This window comes from Mycobacterium sp. SMC-4 (assembly GCF_050205565.1).
Classification (GTDB): Bacteria; Actinomycetota; Actinomycetes; order Mycobacteriales; family Mycobacteriaceae; genus Mycobacterium.
On the sequence record NZ_JBNMQU010000001.1, the window covers coordinates 393,753 to 410,819 of the forward strand.

The following is a 17,067-nucleotide window of genomic DNA, read 5'->3' on the forward strand; positions in this document are numbered from 1 at the left end:
CTTCCGAAGGCCGGCGGCGGGTGTCGACGAGTTTCGGCACCCGCCGCCGTCCGGACCGATGCGACGCTGTTTTCGCAGTTCAAAGCGGTTTGCCCGGTCTCACCGCTTGCTCGACCGCGGAGATGTCCGTCCACGCCGGTCGCTCTCGGCGGGCCGACGCGGCCGGCTTATCCGGAGCTTTCGAGGGCGTACTGGCGCACGATCTCGCTGAGCCGGTAGCGCGGCCGGCCGGCGTGGTAGTCGCAGATCAGCAGCGACTTGTCGACCAGTCCGGCAACGTCTCCGTCGACCGTGGACGAGTTGAGGTCGAGTTCGGCGTGTCGGGCCAATTGACCGAGGAGAACCTTCTCCGAATCGGCCAAGCGCGCATACGACCAGTCGAGGCAGGCATGCAGCGTCTGGTGTCGCGCCGCCACCGTCCGGCGAGCCGGGTTCCTGTGGTGCAGGCGCGTATGCAGACTCTCGCGGATGTCGGTCAGCGACTGACTCCGCGTGCGCGACGCCGCGATCTCGATCGCCAGGGGCAACCCGTCGAGCCGACGGCAGATCTCGGCGACCTCCGCGGATTCCGCACCCTGAGCGCTGAAGTCGGCGTTCGCCCGGGTGGCGCTCTCGACGAACAGCGCGGTCGCGTCGCCGGGCGACAACGGCGGCACACGGTAGATCTGCTCACCGGCAACCTCGAGTGGTTCGCGGCTGGTGGCCAGCACGCTCACGCGGGGGCAGGCGTTGAGCACCGTGTCGATCAACGCTGCGGCAGCGTCGAGCACATGCTCGCAGTTGTCGACGACCAGCAACACGTTGCGGTCGGCGAGATCTCGAGTCAGCGTGGCCGGATGCGGCACCTGGGTCGCGTCGGCGGCGGCAGCGAGGTCGACGAACAAGGCTCCACCGTCGAACTGACCGTAGGCGCCGTCGGCGGCCGCGACCGCCAGCCGAGTCTTGCCGGCACCTCCGGGACCGCACAGGGTGATCAGCCGACGGCGCTGCAACAAGCGGTGCAGGTCGTCCAATTCACCTGCCCGGCCGATGAATTCGGTGCGCAGAGCAGGCCGGCGGCGGAATCCTCCGCCTGAGTCGGATCGGGGTGGCGGGAAGTCGTCGACCAGGTCGGGATGGCACAACTGTGCGACACGTTCGGGCCGGATCAGCCCGCGCAGCTGATGGCTGCCCGCGTCGACGAGCCAGGCTTGCGGCGGCAGCGCGTCGTCGACCAGATGGGCTGTCGCCGAGGACAGCAGCGTCTGGCCGCCGTGGCCGAGGTCGCGCAGTCGCGCAGCGCGGTTGATCAGCGGGCCCATGTAGTTGCCTTCGTCTCGCAGGCGTGCATCCCCGGTGTGGATCCCGATGCGTAACCGGATGGGCGACAGGTCGGTTCGCTGCAGTTCCAGAGCGCAGGCCACTGCTTCGCCGGCGCTGGCGAACGCGATGACGAAGCTGTCGCCCTCGCCTTGCTGGACGGGGCAGACGCCGTGGTAGCGGCCGATCAGGTCGGCGACGACGCGGTCAAGGGTTGCCAGCGCGTCCGGCATGGTGTCGGGCTGGGTGTCCCACATACGGGTCGAGCCTTCGATGTCGGCCAGCAGTAGCGTCACCGTCCCGGTGGGGAGGCGCGTAGCAGAATCGATGGCGGACATGGGATTCATCGTGTCGCAGTGGGCCATCGGTTTCGACGGTGTGCGCCACACGATCGGCGGTGGTGTGCGCACCACCATCGCCCCTAGACCGGGACGGCGGCCGTGATGCGGGTGCCACGTCCGGGGACGCTGTCGACGGCCAGTTGGCCGCCGATGGCCGAGAGGCGGTCGGTCATGTTGGTCAGTCCGGCGCCGGGTGTGCCCGGCACGAAGCCGCGGCCGGTATCGCTGATCTGTACTTCTAGTACGCCTTCGACGACGTGTGCGGTGATGTGCACGGTGGTGTCGGGGCCGCCGTGTTTGGCGGCGTTCTGCAGGGCTTCGCTGCAGCAGTAGTACAGGGCGGCTTCGGTTGTCGGCGGGTAGCGGCCGATGGCGTCCAGGTCGAGGGCCACGGGGATGACCGACCGTGCGGCCAGCGCCGGCAGTGCTTGGGCGAGTCCTCCGCTGACCAGCAGCGGTGGATAGATCCCGTGCGCAAGGTTGCGGATCTCGGTGATGGCACTGTCCACCAGCGTCGAGGCCTCGGTGAGCAGGTCACGTTGTTTGTCTCCACTGGTGTTGCGGGCCAGGCCGATCAGTACCGACAGTGCGACGAGGTGCTGCTGGGCGCCGTCGTGTAGATCGCGTTCCAGGCGACGTCGCTCTTCGTCGGCGGCGGTGATCAGGCGGGTGCGCGACGCCGCCAGTTCGGCTGCATGTTCGGCGAGCTGCGCCTCTGAGATCCGCAGCGCCGCAGCGTTGTTCCACACGATGACCATCAGATGTAATGCGTTGATCGGCAACGCGATCAGCACGAATGCCGTCGCCATCCACTGGGGTGCCTGCTCGACGTGGTCGGTGAACGGGGTGAACTCCGCGATGGCCGCTGCAGCGAGAACGCAGGCGGCGGTAATCACGGTGAAGATCAGTCCGCGGCGCAAGCTGATATACGGCTCGGCGAAGACGACGGGCACCAGAGCCAACAGTGCCATCACCGGAAGGAGCGGCGGGGAGACGAACGTGACGCCCAGTACCGCGACCCAGTTGCCGACGCAGACGAGGGTCACCGACTGCTCGAACATGTTGTGCCGGGCGAGGTTCAGGCCGATGGCCAGCACGGCGCACTGGACGCACGCCACTACGACAAAGCCCAGCATCCAGGGTGACCGGAAGATCCAGAAGTACTCCCATAGCGGCACCACGATGCCGGCGCCGAGCCACAGGCCGAAGTGGCCGGAGAGGAACACCTCGAAACGTTCGGAACGGAAACGGTGGATCAGGTTGTGGCCGAACCACGCTGACGAGCGGAACGCGGAGGTGAGAAGGACTTTCGGGATCCGCCAGTCGGGGACGGATCCGGGTGGGGTGAGCAGCTTCAGCTTGCTGTTCGCCATATGTGGTTCAGCACTTCGGGGCTCAGTCGCTGTTTGTGGAGATAGGTGGCGGCACCGCAGTCAATCGCGTCGGCGGGCAGTTCGTCGGCGTCGTAGGTGGACATCAGGACGATGACGATGTGCGGGTGGCGGGCGTGCAGCCGGCGCGCGGCTTCGATGCCGCCGATGCCGGGCATGTGGATGTCCATCAGGACGAGGTCGGCGCCGTCCCCGTCGAGACGTTCCAGGGCAGCTTCGCCGGTGGCACTCTGTCCGGCGAGCACGAAGCCGGTGGTGGCGTCCAGCGTTGCCGTGCTGGCCAGCCGGAAACTGGCCTGGTCGTCGACGATCCACACGCGGACCTGCTGGCTCACCACTGCCCCATCGTGGTCGATCTCGGGTGTGCGTACCAGGGTGTACACACCACTGTTCGTGCTCACGGCGGATTGCCGCCGTTGAGGAACATCAGCACCGCCCGGACCCGGCGGTCCACGGAGTCGTCGCCGGTGAGTTCGAGCTTGGCGAAGATCGAATTGATGTGCTTTTCCACCGCGCGCTGGGACAACACCAGACGTTGGGCCACGGTGCGGTTGCTGAAGCCGGTGGCCAGTTCACTGAGCACCTCGCGTTCGCGGGGCGTCAGCCGGCTCAAAGCGGCGGCTTGGCGCGGCTGGGCGAGCAGGGCCTCCACGACCATCGGATCCAGGACGGTGCCACCGCCGGCGACCTGCCGGACCGCATCCCCAAGCTCGTCGAAGTGGGCGACCCGTTCCTTGAGCAGGTATCCGCGGCGCGCCGATCCGCCCTCCAGCAATGCCGATGCGTACGTCTGGTCAACATATTGGGACAACACGATCACGCCGACGGCCGGGTGCGCGGTGCGCAGCCAGTTCGCCAGCCGGATGCCCTCGTCGGTGGACGTCGGCGGCATCCGCACGTCGGTGACCAGCATGGTCGGTTGATGCTCCGCGACGAGGGCGGCCGCTTGGTCGTAGTCCTCGGCGACGCCGACGACGGTGGTGTCGGGGCTGACCGACAGGGCGCGAGCAACGCTGTCACGCACCAGCAGGCAATCCTCTGCGACGACGATCGAGATCTGCTCGGCCACCCCGGCAGCACCCCCTCTCGCGCTACCGGTCGATTATCCGCGCTCGGAACGGTTTTGGGGGTATGTCGGGGGTGCTTGATTCGAGATGCGCGGAGATGTCAGAGGTGCTCCTTAGAGTGCCGCTATGGCTATGGCACCGAAACCCGCGCCCGTGTCGCGACCGGTCGACATCATGTCGGCACGGCCGCGTCCGATGCTGTCGATCGCGATCGCACTGGCCCAGCGCGGCAGGTCGCTGTTCCGGTACTCCGCGCAGTCTGCGGACAACCGCTGGACCGGAACCGTGGAGGCCGACTGCGCCGAAACCGCGACGCTCGATGTCATCCGTCGCGTCCGCGACGAAGTCGACGTGGAGCGGATCCGGTTCCTGGTGAAGATGCCGCCGCGCAGCATGCTGTGGGCGCTGCGCGACGAAGTTGCGCTGCTCATGCCCGGGGTGTGGATCGAGCGGCCGCGGTTGACCGACGAGCAGTTGGTACGGCAGGCGTTCGCCGGGCTGCATGAGGTGACGCCGGTGCCCACAGGACCGGTGTGGGTGGCCACGGACGGATCGGTGCGCGGCAAGATCACCGGCTACGGGTGGCTCGCCTCCACCGGCGAGTACGGGCTGCAAGGCTTCCGTCATTCCACGAAGCTCATCGGACCGCAGGTCGTGCTGGTCGCCGAACTGCGCGCGATCGGCATGGCGGTGCAGAAGCTCCGTGGTCGCGACATCACGGTGCTCAGCGACAGTCAGCTGGCGGTGGCGATGGTGAAGCGGTGGATGGCCGGCGACGACGTCCTGCCCGAGGGCTACGCGATCTATCGCGAGAGCGGTAAGACGCCGGGACTTGTTCGGGCGCAACGGATGATCTACGAGGATCGTGACCGCATCACGCCCGTCTGGGTGAAAGGCCATCGCGGCGAGCCCCTCAACGAGGGCGCCGATGCGCTGGCCCGGCTGGCGTCGCGTTACGCATTGGGTGACAGCGGCCTGACCGGCGACGAATACCACTACCGGGCAGAGGATCTGGCGCGGACGTTCTCACGGGAGTTCACGTCGGTTCGGACGGCGTAGGGAGACACTTGGTCAACCGGTGGCCCGGCGAGTAACGATGGACCCCGACCGGGGTGACGTCCTGCACTACGTGTAGGACTACGGCGACAACTGGCAGCTGACGCTGGGGCTGGAGCAGGTGGTGCCTGCAGACGATGTCGGTGCGGTAGCGGTGGTCGTCGACGGGGAAGGGACCGCGCCGCCCGAAGACTGCGGCCATCTGCTCGACGTGGACAGCCTCGCCGAGGTGCTGCCCGATCCCGCGCAGTTCGAACCGGACCGGATCAACACCGCGCTGGGCCGCACGTACTTCGTCCTGCATGAGGCAGGCATCGGCGCACGTCTTGGCGATCAGGTCCGTCGGCTCACGTGCACTCGCGCGGTGACGAGTTGTCCGGGGTGGTGATGTACTGATCTCCCAATCGGATCCGCCTGGTTCCGAAGTGATGAGGTCCATCGAGCGGTGAGTCTGGATCTGGGTCTGGGTCTGTGATGAGGTACCGGCCGGTATCAGGGATAGGGTCACTCGTCCCTACTTTGGCGCCACCAGTCGGAGTAGTCAGCCAGTGCCTCAGGCAACATGAACCGTGGGGTGAAGCTCAACTCGGAACGGAGACGTTCGATCGAGAATGGCGCCCGGCGGTTCGGCGTCTCACGCCCGACCGTCGCGCGATCCTTCTGGTCGACGAATTCGTAACTGAATTCGGGAAACTCCTCTCTGAGCTTCTCGCACCAAGTCTCGACCGACCATCGGGTCCCGGTTCCCACGTGCAAAACGTCGTGCACCACTTGGTCTTTGAAGAGCAATCCCACAATTGCCGATGCAACGTCGAGTGCGTAGACCCAATCTTGAGGCAGGTCGGGACCCACAATTGCATGCTCACCACGGTCTGCGTGCTGCATGAGCAGATACGGGATGCTCAGCGTATCCCGTTTTCCGGTCGGATACTCCCACCGTCCGAAGACGTTCGCCAGCCGCGCGACCACCAGGTCAAGGTCACGAGTTGAGCGATACCGCAGGCCTATGCGCTCCGCGGCATACTTCGTGATTCCGTAGAGCGAATCGGGTACCGGCGGATCGTCGACCTCGTCCAGTACGCCGGGAACATCGGCGCGCATGCCGTAGATCGACCCGGTACCGAGCTGGACCACTCGGCGAACGCCGTGTTCTGAACAAGCTTCGAGGACCTCGACCGCGCCAATTACGTTCACCGACACGACGTCCGCACCACCCGTGGCCTCCCTGGAGCGACCTGCGGTGACTGCGGCGCCGTGTACCACCCTGTCGACGCCGTGCGCGGCCATCGCTTGTCGGACGGCGTCGCGATCGCGAACATCACCGATCACTGTCGAGAGCTGACCAGGCATATCGGCGACGTGCTTCATGAAGCGTTCTGAAGGAGCTTCGAGCCCGTAGACGACGACATCGTGACCGTCGTTCAGCAGTAGCTCGGCGACATTGAGGCCGACGAAGCCTGCTCCACCCGTCAACATCACACTCATTCTGGTTCTGTTCCTCTTCTGTGACTTGTTCGGCGGACGGGGACGTCCAAAGAGCGCAACGCCGGTTACGGACGAGGTGCGCGTCCCCATGGTCGGCCCGTCGCGTCCGGGTCGACTCCGTTCCAATGATCGACGATGGCTTGAGCCGCATAGAGTCCCATGAGCCGCTCGCCGGTTCGTGTGTAGGCGCCGACATGCGGTGAGAGGACAACCTGGCTCATCGACAGCAGCGGGTTTTCCGGACTGGGGGGCTCTTGCTCGAAGACGTCGAGACCTGCCCCCGCCAGATGGCCGGTCTGGAGCGCTTCGACGAGTGCGCCTTCGTCCACGATACCGCCGCGCGCAGTGTGTATCAGGACCGAACCCGGCTTCATCTGCGCGAACTCCGCAGCGCCCAGGAGGTGGTGCGTGCTCTCCGAAAGGGGAATGTTGATGGTGAGGACGTCACAGTCTGGAAGCAGCTCCGCCAGGTTGGCGGAGGGTTCGGCACCGCGTTGTTCGATCTCGTCGGCGGTGAGAAACGGATCGAAGGCGCGCACACGCATTCCGAGCGCGCGGGCGACGTGCGCGACGTGACGTCCGATTCTGCCGAAGCCGATGACGCCCAGTGTGGAACCGAAAAGCTCCTCTCCCAAGTAGGTTTCGTCACGCTCGGCAAACCCGCCACCGCTGACCAGAAGGTGTCCGCGCGCGACCTGACGGCGGACTGCCATCATCAGAGTGATTGCCTGTTCAGCGACCGAGCGATAGTTGGCTTCGGCGGCTATGAGCACGGGGATGCCACGCGCCTCGGCCTCGACGAGGTCCACGTTGTCCACACCGACGCCGTGACGCGCGATCACTTTTAACCGCGGCGCTCGTTCGAAGAACGTCGCATCGATCGTCTGCCAATGCAGCATCAGCGCGTCCATCTCCGGCATCGCATCCTCGATGGACATGGCGGACGGACCGTAACCGAGCACAACGTCGCCATGGGCGCGGAGTAGCTCGAGCGCGTCTGGATGAACCTGCTGCCCAATGTAGGCCGTGCGACTATTCATGCGCTCGCCCCCGTCAGCTCGCGACCCAGGTCGTCGAGCCGAGAGAGCATCGCCAAACGGTCGGACTCGTCGCGGACTTCGAACACGGCCGGGCCCGCGTAGCCATGCCGCTGAGCGTCGCGTGTGAGGGTGAGCATGTCACTCCAGTTCGAGATGGCATTCTCGGCTCCGAAAAACGGGTGGCTGTCGACAGGTTTCCCGTCGGGCGTGAGTCCCCCAGAGGCGAGCTGGACGTAGTCGACACATTCCCATGACGCAGGCGGGAGTGTATCCCCGACGAGCGTGTGGTGGGCAGGGTCGAACATGATCCCGATGGCACCCCCCGACTTCTTGCAGACGTCGACGGCAGTAGCCAGGTCCGGGACAACAGAGCCGCCAAAGCTGCAGGTGGGGAACGCCTCGAGCAGAAGACGCACTCCGGCGCGCTCGGCCTGGTCCTTCACCTGCCCGATCGCCTCCACTAGTCGGGACGCGGACGCCGGCTCACTCGCGGTGTCCTCGCCCGCCCACAGAGCGACCCACGGAGCACCGAGGTCCCCTGCGAGCGCGATGGCAGATCGAAGATGGTCGACTGCCTCCCGCCAGGATTCGTCATCTAAAGCGGAGAGGTTCCAGCCTCGTTTGATGAACGACGTCTGCGTTCCGAGCATCAGCTCGCGCCCTTCGAGGAGTCCGCGGACCACGTCATCGTCGTAGATGTCTGTGCGGTAAGGGATCTCCCAGACGGACAGCGTGGCGAACCTGCCGAGCTCGGTCAGCGCTGTGCGCGCTTCATCGACCGTGCCGTCGACGAGCTCCGGATACAGGATGTAGGTGACGACACCTGGGGTCAGGTCGCTCATCGGGCTGCCTCTTCCGGTGCGACGACGGCCGTCCCGGCGCGCTTCCGTTCCAACGCGATGACCATCACGACCACCAACATCGACGACAGTCCGAATGCGACGAAGGAGGCGCCCAGACTACCGACGGGGCTGAGGACGGCGACCACCATCGGTCCGACGATCGCGCCCACCCTGCCGATACCGGTGACCAGTCCGAAACCGGATGCCCGGACGTTCGTCTCGAACTGTCGCGGCGTGTAGGCGTAAGCCGAGGTGGTGGTGAAGCCGTAGCCGGCTGCCGCGAGCCAACCGAACAGAATCATCGGGACGATATGTGTGGAGATGCCGAAAAGGACCAGAGAGATGCCGAACTGCAAGAACGAGAAGTACAGGAAGGCACGTGGTGACATCTTGCCGCCGACCCACGAGCTGCCGAGGTAGCCGACCACCATTCCGCTGAACAGGAGCGAGGTGAACAAGTAGCTGGATGAGTCGGCACCGACCTCTTCGTTGATGGCCGACGGGATCCAACTGGCAAAGCCGTACTGCGCGAAGAAGATCAGTATCCACATCACGACGAGTACCCCGGTTCGCACCGTGAGGATTTTTCCTCCGGAGTCGGGGACCTGGTCGCTCGGCTCGGCCGGGAGATAGGACGAACCGTCCTCGATGAGTTTCACCGCAGCTTCGGCCTCTTCGGTGCGCCCACGCCGAGCGAGAAAGACGGGTGACTCGGGCAGTGCGCGCCGCGCCCAGACCGCGAAGATGACGGGGATCACCAGGGCGAAGAACAGCCCGCGCCAGCCGAGAAGCGGCACGACGAACATGCCGATCAGCGGGATGAGCGCGAAGGCATAGGCGTAGAAGGCAGAGGTGAATGCCACGAGACGTGCACGGTATCGCGCCGGGCTCAACTCGTTCAGATAGGTACCGATGATGGGGAATTCACCGCCCATCCCGACACCTTGGATGAAGCGGAGAATGAGCAGTGTCCAGAAGTCCTGGGAGAAGCCGGCGAGGACCGCCGCGGTACTGAACAGAATGATGTTGCCGATCAGCAGGGTTCGGCGGCCGACGATGTCGGCGAGTCGGCCGGTCAAGATGGCACCGACCATGAAGCCGACGAAGGTAGCGCTGACGATGACGCCGCCCTCACCTCTGGTCAGGCCCAGATCCGACAGGATGAGCGGTAGGACAAGCCCGAGGGCCGCGATGTTCATCGCATCTGCCATCCATCCCAGACCGCTGGCGACCCAGAGTCTGTTGAAGAATGGGCCCCATCCGCGGTTGTTGAGTCGTTGCCGAATCTCGTGCTCGTTCATCTCGTGTTCCTCGGGTATTCGGAAGATGCTTGAAAGGTGCTGGGAACTGCGGGGTTACAGCCGGATCAAGTTGTCGCGAGATGCGACAGGAGAGCCTGGGTTCGTTCCCGAACCCGGTTCATGACGTCGAGATCGTCGTCGGTCCAGGGGCGCTCTTCGCGGCTGTGCGCCGAGAAGAAGCCGACAAGCGTCCCGTTGTGCTCGACAGGCCCCAACAACTGCGCGTGCACGCCGTACTTGTCGACCAAGGCTTCCGGCGGCGCCGGCGGAGGCCCGAACAGCGGCTGTAGCAGATTGCGTCGGTGCTCATCGAGCCACTTGACCGTCTCGAGTTCGCGCATGCGAAGTGATGTCTCCCGACGGATGGGGCGGACGCCGGGCCGCAGGGCTTCCGCCGCAGGACGGTCGATGTCCAATCGGTGGCGCGGAAGGTCAATCCGCAGGGTGGCGCGGTCACATCCCGTGCCCTCGAGGAGTTCCTCGCAGGATCTCTGCATGTCGGCGAGCACGAATCCGTCCCGAAACACCGCCCCCTGGCCCTCGCTGGCGTGTGGATGTCCTGCGATGACGAGTGCGTGCCACAGGGTTACTGCGACTGAATCGAACACGGGGATACCCAACTGCGCCTCCAGTTCTGGCACAACTTCGGCCCCATGAAGATTCGTGCACAGGACAGCTGCGGCATGCGCATCCCCTGCGACACGGACTACTTCGGCGGCCACCTCACCGGGCTGAACACGAGCGATCGCGAGGTTGTCCTCGATGCCGAGTGCGGAGTCGATGACGATTTCGATTCCGTTGGCGGCGTACACCTCTCGGATCCGGGCATTCAGCTCGACCGTGTAGGGCGTGACCAAAGCCAATCGATTCACACCGAAGGCCCGACACGCTTCGAGCATTGCGAGGGTGGATGTGGTTGCAGGAACCCCGAGCGCATCGGTGATCTGTTGACATAGTTGTCGGTCGTGGTCGATACCCAACCACGACCCTGAGGTGCCGTTCCACACGATGACGTCTGGAGTCGCGTCCGCAAGCATGCGGGCAGCTGCAACCATCGTCTGTTCGTTGAATTGGCGCACCGAGTCGCCATCCAGCGAGATCCGGGTCACCGGCACCCGCTGAAAGTGGACCGTAACGTCGCTGCTGTTGCCGAGCAGTCGGTAGGTCGTCGGTTCCAAGCACGTGTTGGAGGACGGCGTGAGCATGCCGATACGCATGGGTGTCTTTTCCTTCCGCAGCTTTTCAGGCGGCGTTGCGGGCCGTCGACGCTCCACCATCGATGTCCCGGTCGTTGAAATCGCGGTCAGGCCTTGCGGGGGCGGCGCTTACGGAAGTCCTCGGCGATGGTGTCGAAGGTGGCCCAGGTGACCCCGTCATGGCTGTTGATGTGCTCGATCAGGCGCTCCAGCATGAGCAGAACCTGCGGCCGCCCCGAGACGTCCGGGTGAATGGTGATGGTGAATACCGCGTAGTCCTCTTCGCGGTAGATCCAGTCGAACTGGTCGCGCCACATCTCTTCGATGTGCCGCGGGTTGACGAAGCCGTGGCTGTTCGGACTGGCTTTGATGAACATCATGGGAGGGAGGTCGTCGAGATACCAGCTTGCCGGGATCTCGACGAGATCGGTTTCGACGCCACGTTCGAGCGGCTTCATCCACTCTGCGGCCGGCTTGGCGTAGTCGATGGGAGTCCATGAGTCGCCAACCCGCACGTAGTACGGTTCGAAGTCGCGGTGCATGAGCGAGTGGTCGTAGGAGATACCCCGCTCGATCAACAACTCGTTGGTGACCTTGCTGAACTCCCACCAGGGGGCGACATAGCCGGTCGGGCGCTTTCCGGCACGCCCCTCGATGAGTTCGATGCACCGGTCCAGGATGTCGCTCTCCTGCTGGCGGCTCATCTCGATCGGATTCTCGTGGCTGTAACCATGCACGCCGATTTCATGTCCGGCGGCGACGATCTCGTCGAACTGCTGCGGGAAAGTCTCGATCGAGTGGCCGGGCCAGAACCACGTCGACGGCAGCTCGTAGCGCGCCAGGAGCTTGTTGATCCGCGGAACGCCAACTTCTCCTGCGAACACGCCTCGCGAGATGTCACCGGGTGAGTCGGCACCGCCGTAGGAACCAAGCCATCCGCCGACTGCGTCGACGTCGATTCCGAACGCGACAAAGATTTCCTTGGACATGGGTGAACCTTCTTCCTATCTGTTGCGAAATGTGAGGAGGCTGTCGACCATTGATGCTGCTTATATGAGTTCGGCGAATTGGGTGCGCACGTCCGCTGGGCTTGCATCGGGGTGCGCCGAAAGCAGCGTCGCCAAAAGGATGCGTGCCTGTGAGGCCGGTAGGTCGGATACCGCAACAGCACCGGCCGAGATCAGGTCTGCCCCACCGCCGTTACCGTAGACACCCAAGACTGGACCTGCCTGCACTCTGCTCGAAAGCGCGACGACGACGCCTTGGCCGGTGAGCTCCGCAACGGCTTGCGAGAAGCCGGCAGGCGCATTCCCGATCCCGGTACCGACCAAGACGATTCCGCGGGCTCCTGCTGTCGCCGCCGAGGTCAGCAGGTCCGTTTCGGCGCCCGGGTAAACGAGCACCATGTCAACGCGAGCATCGACATTGCCCGTCCAGGTAAGGGGCTTGGGGCGGAGCGGGGACCTGCTGATCCTGGGCCGCCCGTCGACCACCGACCCCAGGCGGCCGTCGGGGTGACCGAATGCCGCCAGGTCGGTCGTATGGATCTTTCGGACACCTCGCGCCGGAAAGATGTCGCCGCCGAACGAAACCAGTACACCAAGACCACGCGCGTGCGGGTCCGCGGCGACGGATACCGCATCACGCAGGTTGCGACGGCCATCGCCGTCGGTGCAATCTGCTGGTCGCTGCGCTCCGGTGAAGACGACGGGTCGGTCGTCGGCGTGGACCAGGTCCAGCAGCATGGCGGTCTCTTCGAGCGTGTCCGTGCCGTGTGTGACCACCACGCCGGTCACCTCCGGTCGAGCCAACTCGTCCGCGACGGCGTCGACGATCCTTCCCATGTCGCTGAGTCGCAACTGGTATGAGCCGATCGTCATCACGTCACGGAACTTCACATCGGTTCCGCCCCAGTCGATATCGCCGGCCAATCCCCTGGCCTCGTCGGTAGCGACGACTTCCCCGGAGCCCCGGCGACGGGAGGAGATCGTTCCGCCAGTCGCGAGGACGACAACAAGGGGTCGGCTCGACATGGTGCTTCTACCTGCTTTCCGAAGAGTGATCGACACCACATGGGGTGCGCGCCAAGAAGTAGACCATACCCAAACGATTGGGTCAATCGTTTGGGTATGGATTTTGGGCGAGGGCGTCACGGCATGCACGGTTGGCCTAGCATCTGATTCAGAGATGAGAGGCCAGCCGTCATGTGGCGAGAGGAAAGACCAATGAGCGGGCGCCCGGTGACGCTGCGGATGATCGCCAATGAGCTCGGGGTCGATGTTTCCACCGTCTCTCGCGTTCTCAACGCCTCAGGAGACGACGCGCAACGATGGGCAAGCGCCAAGACTGTCGAGCGCATACGCGTCACCGCACAGCACCGCGGATACCGGCCCAATCCGCACGCCGCGAGCCTGCGAACCGCGCGCTCAAGCCTGGTCGGCGTTCTGGTTCCCCGCTTGGCGGATTTCGTGCTGGCAACGATCTACGAGGGCATCGAGGAAGCTGCGATCGAGAACGGCATCTCGACCTTCGTCACCAACTCTTTGGACGATCGCGCTGCCCAGGTCGATCGAACCGAAATGATGCTGGGGCGCCGGGTCGACGGCCTCATCTTCGGCGACGCGCACTGCGACGACACGTTCCTCGATGAATTGCGTGACCGCGGAGTCCAATTCGCTCTGGTGAACCGCCGGATCCCGGGCCACCTCTCCGCCACCACTGATGATCTGCATGGCGGAAGGCTGATCGGCGAACATCTGATCAACTCGGGACGGCGACGGCTCGGGATCCTCGCAGGGCTTCCGTTCGCCTCGACAGCACGCGAGCGTACGGCAGGAGCACGGGGCGTGTTCGCCGAAGCAGGTCTCGAGGTCCCTGACGACCGTGTGATGTGGGGCGGCTTCGACGCGGCCGGAGGCCGCAGAGCCGCCGAAAAACTCCTTGCGCGCGGTCCGTATCCAGATGCCATCTTTGCCGCCAACGATTTCGCCGCTATTGGCGCCTTCGGCGCTCTGCGCGATCACGGGCTGAGGGTGCCCGACGACGTGGCATTGATCGGTTACAACGACACACCGCTCGCGGCAGAACTGTTGGTCCCGTTGACGACTGTGCGTTCCCCGATGCATGAAATGGGCCGCAGAGGGCTTGAGCTTCTCGTTGCGCTCATGGACGGTGAACGCCCTGAATCCGTGTTGCTCAAACCCGAACTCATCGTCCGCGCCTCGGGTTGACCAAAGCGCTCAAAGAACATTCCTACCTACGAAAGTAACCGACGTGTGTGGCGCTTGTGGAACCGGAATAAGCTCGGCCCCCTGGGAGAGCCGAGTGCTCGGCAGTGGGCTCTCCGACCGTCGTGAACTAGCTGAAGCGATCACACGGACGCTGAGCGAGACCGGAAACCCTCGGCAGCTTCGCGTGGCGCCCAACGCATTCGGACTAGGCTACGTACTGAGCTCTCCTCAGGGGGCCCGCGAACTGTTTCCCTCGCTCGACCCGCTCATCGACCGGTTAGAGCTCACATTGACCGCGGCCAGCCACTCGGAACTGCCCGTGCGCGTTTCTCCTGGACCCAGTGGCCCGGGCGCGTCTCTCGATGCTTCCGGACGGAAAGCGTTGGCCGACATGGTGGTGTCGCTGTCGCGCCGGCGAGGGCTCGATCACCATCACGTCACCGTGGACAGCGCCGACGGGTCGACCTTGCTGGAGCTGACCATTGACGACGGGCGCGTGACCCTTCGGGAGGTAGCGCGGTGAGGTTTCCACCTGATCGTCAGGGGTGGGCCGGCCTCATCACCGTTACCTCCACATAGTTCGGACCGCGGCGTGCAGGCTAGCGTCGTCCTGTGGAAGCGCTCGACCTTGTCGCGGGTCGTTGGTTAACACCGTTGCCGACTTCCCGAACGTGGTTCGCCGTGAACCGATCTCACGCCCTGACACAGGACGCGGACGATAAGACCGAGCTCGCCAACATCGACGTCCTCAGCCTGGCGGCGGGAGCGTTCGTACCGTGTCGGCAATGTCAGTTTCCCCATCGGTCATCACCCGCACACCACGATCGGAATCGGGTCGTAGCGCACGGTGTGCGACTCCGAGCGCGTCTCTCCGGTGGTGATGTCATGCAGCGTGCGTGTGTCGGTGATGGTGAATCCCGGTGCGCCGCTGCTGGCGCTGCATGATTCGCCGTCGGGGATGGTGATGGTTCGTGGACTGGTGGGCTTCGATCGCGGGCTTTGCGCGGACGACACCTCGTAGCGTTTGATCCCAACCACCTGAACGCTCACCGTGCTCGGCGTCCAGGTGGTCTGGATCTGCACCGGCGTCGGCCCATCGTTGCGGAACTTGACATCGATGTCGTTGCCGGACACGGTGGCCTCCCGACCCGCCGGATACCGGCTGATGTAGTAGCTGTGCTCTTGGTGCTCAACGAGTTCCATGCCGGCGAAGTACGCCGCGTTGAACAGTGTGGTGGCCACCTGGGACACGCCGCCCCCGACGCCGCGGTCTGGCCTGCCGTGCATGATGATGCCGGCTTCGACGTAGCCGTTCGCCGCGGTACGGGGGTTGGTGGCGCCGTTGAGGCTGAACGTCTCCCCCGGCGCGACGACGATGCCGTCGATGGCTGCGGCGGCGCGTTTGATGTTCATTCCTGAGTCGCGGGAGAACCCGGAGGTCTGGAATTCGCCGATGACCTCGACGGGACCCAGCGCATTGATGTCCTCGGTGGTGAACGTCGCGGGCTCGTCCACGTAGACCGCCGCGATCTCTCGGTCGCCGGCGTCGGTCAGCACGTCGAGCAGACCGGTCAGTGTCTCGTCGTAATCGATACGGTGACCGTCCTGCGACGGCACTTTCGCCGGCGGCGACACGGTGAAGTCGATGGTGGCTTCACGCAGCGGCGTCTCCGAGGCGACGAGTTGGGGCCGCGCGGCGTCCGCGATGACGGCTGCGTTGACGGTCGCCACGATGTCGCCGTCCTCGACGTCGAAAGCCAGTGCGGCGGCGATCACGTCCTCGCCGATGACGGCACGGGAATCGTCGTCACCGGTGATCACCAGTGGCGCGGAGACCGCCGGTTTGGCGACGTCATCGATGGCGGTCTGGACATCGGAAGCCGTTGTCTGAGGCTCTAATTCGACGACAGGGAGGTCGATGACGGCGCCGTCGGCCCAGTTGCTCCTGAGTAGGTCGGCGGCGGCATCGACATCGAGTCGGCGGCCACTCTGCGGATTGACGGCGACGGGATCGCTGCCTTCGAAGCGCACGGTGCCCTCGACGGGATCCTGGGCGACGGTTGCGCCGAGCCGCTCGAGGGCGGCGGTCAGGGCGATGTCGTCGGCGGTGGAGACCACACCGATCTCGCGGGCGGTGAACAGCGACGCGATGCGGGTGACCGGGTTCAACGGCTGGGCGCCGGCCTGCTGCACCGTGGCGCGCCAGTCGACGGTCAGCCCTGCCGCCGTCGGATCGATCTCGCTCCGCTCGGGGCCGGCGGTGACAGGGATCGGCCGATTGGCGCGCGCGGCGATGTCGGTGCGCAGGCGGGCCTCGGCGTCGGTCAGTGTCAGGCCGCCGATCGGGACGCCGGCTGCGGTGACGCCTCGCGGCACCCTGTCCGAGCTGAGGAGGACATCCCCGAGATAGACCGCCACAAGGGCGAGGGGGACGGAGAGAAGGAACCACAGACGCCTGGACCGCCTACGTGAGGTGGATGGCGGTGTTCCGGGGATGACCCGGGGCTGAGCCTTGCCGCCGGGCGTTCCGGGGATGTGGCTTTCGACCGGCATCGACTTCGTTCCTCGCACCTCACAGGCTTCACCGCCCGATTTGTCTCGGCGTCAACCAGCACGCCGCGATCCAGCGTATCCATCCAGGGAAACTTCTGACTTAGCCGCGTTGCCCACGCTTGGCTGTATCGCCGTGCACCACAGCTCAGCGATGGCGTCGGTAGAGCCGCGGATTAGCCGGCGTGGGCGGGCACCCAGCAGGTGTTGGGGGCCTGCGAACATTTCGGCTCGCGGCGTCCGGCGAAACTTCTGACCAGCGGGTGACC

At 65.1% G+C, this 17,067-nt stretch carries 15 protein-coding genes and 1 pseudogene; 4 read left to right on the plus strand and 12 right to left on the minus strand.

Features of this window, described 5'->3' with window-relative positions:
- Positions 1-167: 167 nt before the first annotated feature.
- The 4 genes from ACQI46_RS01890 to ACQI46_RS01905 form a co-directional block, all read right to left on the minus strand.
- Positions 168-1,637: an ATP-binding protein gene (locus tag ACQI46_RS01890; protein WP_427092241.1), complete on the minus strand. Its 1,470-nt coding sequence runs from the start codon at positions 1,635-1,637 to the stop codon at positions 168-170.
- A gap of 83 nt (positions 1,638-1,720) precedes the next feature.
- The gene (locus tag ACQI46_RS01895; protein WP_427092242.1) at positions 1,721-3,013 is read right to left on the minus strand and encodes a sensor histidine kinase; all 1,293 of its coding nucleotides are present in this window, start codon (positions 3,011-3,013) and stop codon (positions 1,721-1,723) included.
- Entirely contained in the window at positions 2,995-3,432 is a 438-nt protein-coding gene (locus tag ACQI46_RS01900; RefSeq protein WP_427092243.1) for a response regulator, read from the minus strand. Before ACQI46_RS01900 ends, ACQI46_RS01895 begins: the two co-directional genes overlap by 19 nt.
- A complete protein-coding gene (locus tag ACQI46_RS01905; RefSeq protein WP_427092244.1) occupies positions 3,429-4,100 on the minus strand; it encodes a LuxR C-terminal-related transcriptional regulator in 672 nt (223 codons plus the stop codon). Before ACQI46_RS01905 ends, ACQI46_RS01900 begins: the two co-directional genes overlap by 4 nt.
- Before the next feature lie 130 nt (positions 4,101-4,230).
- On the opposite strand from ACQI46_RS01905, the gene ACQI46_RS01910 reads away from it, so the two are divergent.
- Positions 4,231-5,157, plus strand: a complete 927-nt coding sequence (locus ACQI46_RS01910) for a ribonuclease HI (protein WP_427092774.1) — start codon at positions 4,231-4,233, stop codon at positions 5,155-5,157.
- A gap of 88 nt (positions 5,158-5,245) precedes the next feature.
- Positions 5,246-5,542, plus strand: a pseudogene (locus ACQI46_RS01915) (IS1096 element passenger TnpR family protein); the annotation flags it as partial.
- Between the two features lie 116 nt (positions 5,543-5,658).
- Here the strand turns inward: ACQI46_RS01915 and ACQI46_RS01920 are convergent.
- The 7 genes from ACQI46_RS01920 to ACQI46_RS01950 all read right to left on the minus strand — a co-directional run bounded on the left by ACQI46_RS01920 (position 5,659) and on the right by ACQI46_RS01950 (position 13,051).
- Complete coding sequence (locus tag ACQI46_RS01920) at positions 5,659-6,639, minus strand: NAD-dependent epimerase/dehydratase family protein (RefSeq protein ID WP_427092245.1); 981 nt, start codon at positions 6,637-6,639, stop codon at positions 5,659-5,661.
- A 65-nt stretch (positions 6,640-6,704) separates the two neighbouring features.
- The gene (locus tag ACQI46_RS01925) at positions 6,705-7,679 is read right to left on the minus strand and encodes a hydroxyacid dehydrogenase (protein ID WP_427092246.1); all 975 of its coding nucleotides are present in this window, start codon (positions 7,677-7,679) and stop codon (positions 6,705-6,707) included.
- Entirely contained in the window at positions 7,676-8,521 is an 846-nt protein-coding gene (locus ACQI46_RS01930) for a sugar phosphate isomerase/epimerase family protein (RefSeq protein ID WP_427092247.1), read from the minus strand. Before ACQI46_RS01930 ends, ACQI46_RS01925 begins: the two co-directional genes overlap by 4 nt.
- Entirely contained in the window at positions 8,518-9,822 is a 1,305-nt protein-coding gene (locus ACQI46_RS01935; protein WP_427092248.1) for an MFS transporter, read from the minus strand. The genes ACQI46_RS01930 and ACQI46_RS01935 overlap by 4 nt, the downstream gene beginning before the upstream one ends.
- 65 nt (positions 9,823-9,887) lie before the next feature.
- Positions 9,888-11,099, minus strand: a complete 1,212-nt coding sequence (locus tag ACQI46_RS01940) for a maleate cis-trans isomerase family protein (RefSeq protein WP_427092249.1) — start codon at positions 11,097-11,099, stop codon at positions 9,888-9,890.
- A gap of 26 nt (positions 11,100-11,125) precedes the next feature.
- Entirely contained in the window at positions 11,126-12,007 is an 882-nt protein-coding gene (locus ACQI46_RS01945) for a polysaccharide deacetylase family protein (protein ID WP_427092250.1), read from the minus strand.
- Between the two features lie 60 nt (positions 12,008-12,067).
- The gene (locus tag ACQI46_RS01950; RefSeq protein ID WP_427092251.1) at positions 12,068-13,051 is read right to left on the minus strand and encodes an asparaginase; all 984 of its coding nucleotides are present in this window, start codon (positions 13,049-13,051) and stop codon (positions 12,068-12,070) included.
- A 192-nt stretch (positions 13,052-13,243) separates the two neighbouring features.
- Between ACQI46_RS01950 and ACQI46_RS01955 the strand changes: the two genes are divergently transcribed.
- Positions 13,244-14,248 (plus strand): LacI family DNA-binding transcriptional regulator, encoded by a 1,005-nt coding sequence (locus ACQI46_RS01955; protein ID WP_427092252.1) that lies wholly within the window; start codon positions 13,244-13,246, stop codon positions 14,246-14,248.
- A gap of 382 nt (positions 14,249-14,630) precedes the next feature.
- A complete protein-coding gene (locus ACQI46_RS01960; RefSeq protein ID WP_427092253.1) occupies positions 14,631-14,771 on the plus strand; it encodes a hypothetical protein in 141 nt (46 codons plus the stop codon).
- Between the two features lie 284 nt (positions 14,772-15,055).
- Here the strand turns inward: ACQI46_RS01960 and ACQI46_RS01965 are convergent, their stop codons facing one another.
- Complete coding sequence (locus ACQI46_RS01965) at positions 15,056-16,666, minus strand: VanW family protein (RefSeq protein WP_427092254.1); 1,611 nt, start codon at positions 16,664-16,666, stop codon at positions 15,056-15,058.
- Positions 16,667-17,067: the final 401 nt, after the last annotated feature.

Excerpts from the sequence above, each read along its gene's own strand:
- ACQI46_RS01895 (WP_427092242.1), bottom strand. The coding sequence starts at position 3,013 with ATGGCGAACAGCAAGCTGAAGCTGCTCACCCCACCCGGATCCGTCCCC.
- ACQI46_RS01940 (WP_427092249.1), bottom strand. The coding sequence starts at position 11,099 with ATGGTGGAGCGTCGACGGCCCGCAACGCCGCCTGAAAAGCTGCGGAAG.
- ACQI46_RS01950 (WP_427092251.1), bottom strand. The coding sequence starts at position 13,051 with ATGTCGAGCCGACCCCTTGTTGTCGTCCTCGCGACTGGCGGAACGATC.
- ACQI46_RS01955 (WP_427092252.1), top strand. The coding sequence starts at position 13,244 with ATGAGCGGGCGCCCGGTGACGCTGCGGATGATCGCCAATGAGCTCGGG.
- ACQI46_RS01935 (WP_427092248.1), bottom strand. The coding sequence starts at position 9,822 with ATGAACGAGCACGAGATTCGGCAACGACTCAACAACCGCGGATGGGGC.
- ACQI46_RS01920 (WP_427092245.1), bottom strand. The coding sequence starts at position 6,639 with ATGAGTGTGATGTTGACGGGTGGAGCAGGCTTCGTCGGCCTCAATGTC.
- ACQI46_RS01910 (WP_427092774.1), top strand. The coding sequence starts at position 4,231 with ATGGCACCGAAACCCGCGCCCGTGTCGCGACCGGTCGACATCATGTCG.
- ACQI46_RS01925 (WP_427092246.1), bottom strand. The coding sequence starts at position 7,679 with ATGAATAGTCGCACGGCCTACATTGGGCAGCAGGTTCATCCAGACGCG.
- ACQI46_RS01945 (WP_427092250.1), bottom strand. The coding sequence starts at position 12,007 with ATGTCCAAGGAAATCTTTGTCGCGTTCGGAATCGACGTCGACGCAGTC.
- ACQI46_RS01930 (WP_427092247.1), bottom strand. The coding sequence starts at position 8,521 with ATGAGCGACCTGACCCCAGGTGTCGTCACCTACATCCTGTATCCGGAG.
- ACQI46_RS01890 (WP_427092241.1), bottom strand. The coding sequence starts at position 1,637 with ATGTCCGCCATCGATTCTGCTACGCGCCTCCCCACCGGGACGGTGACG.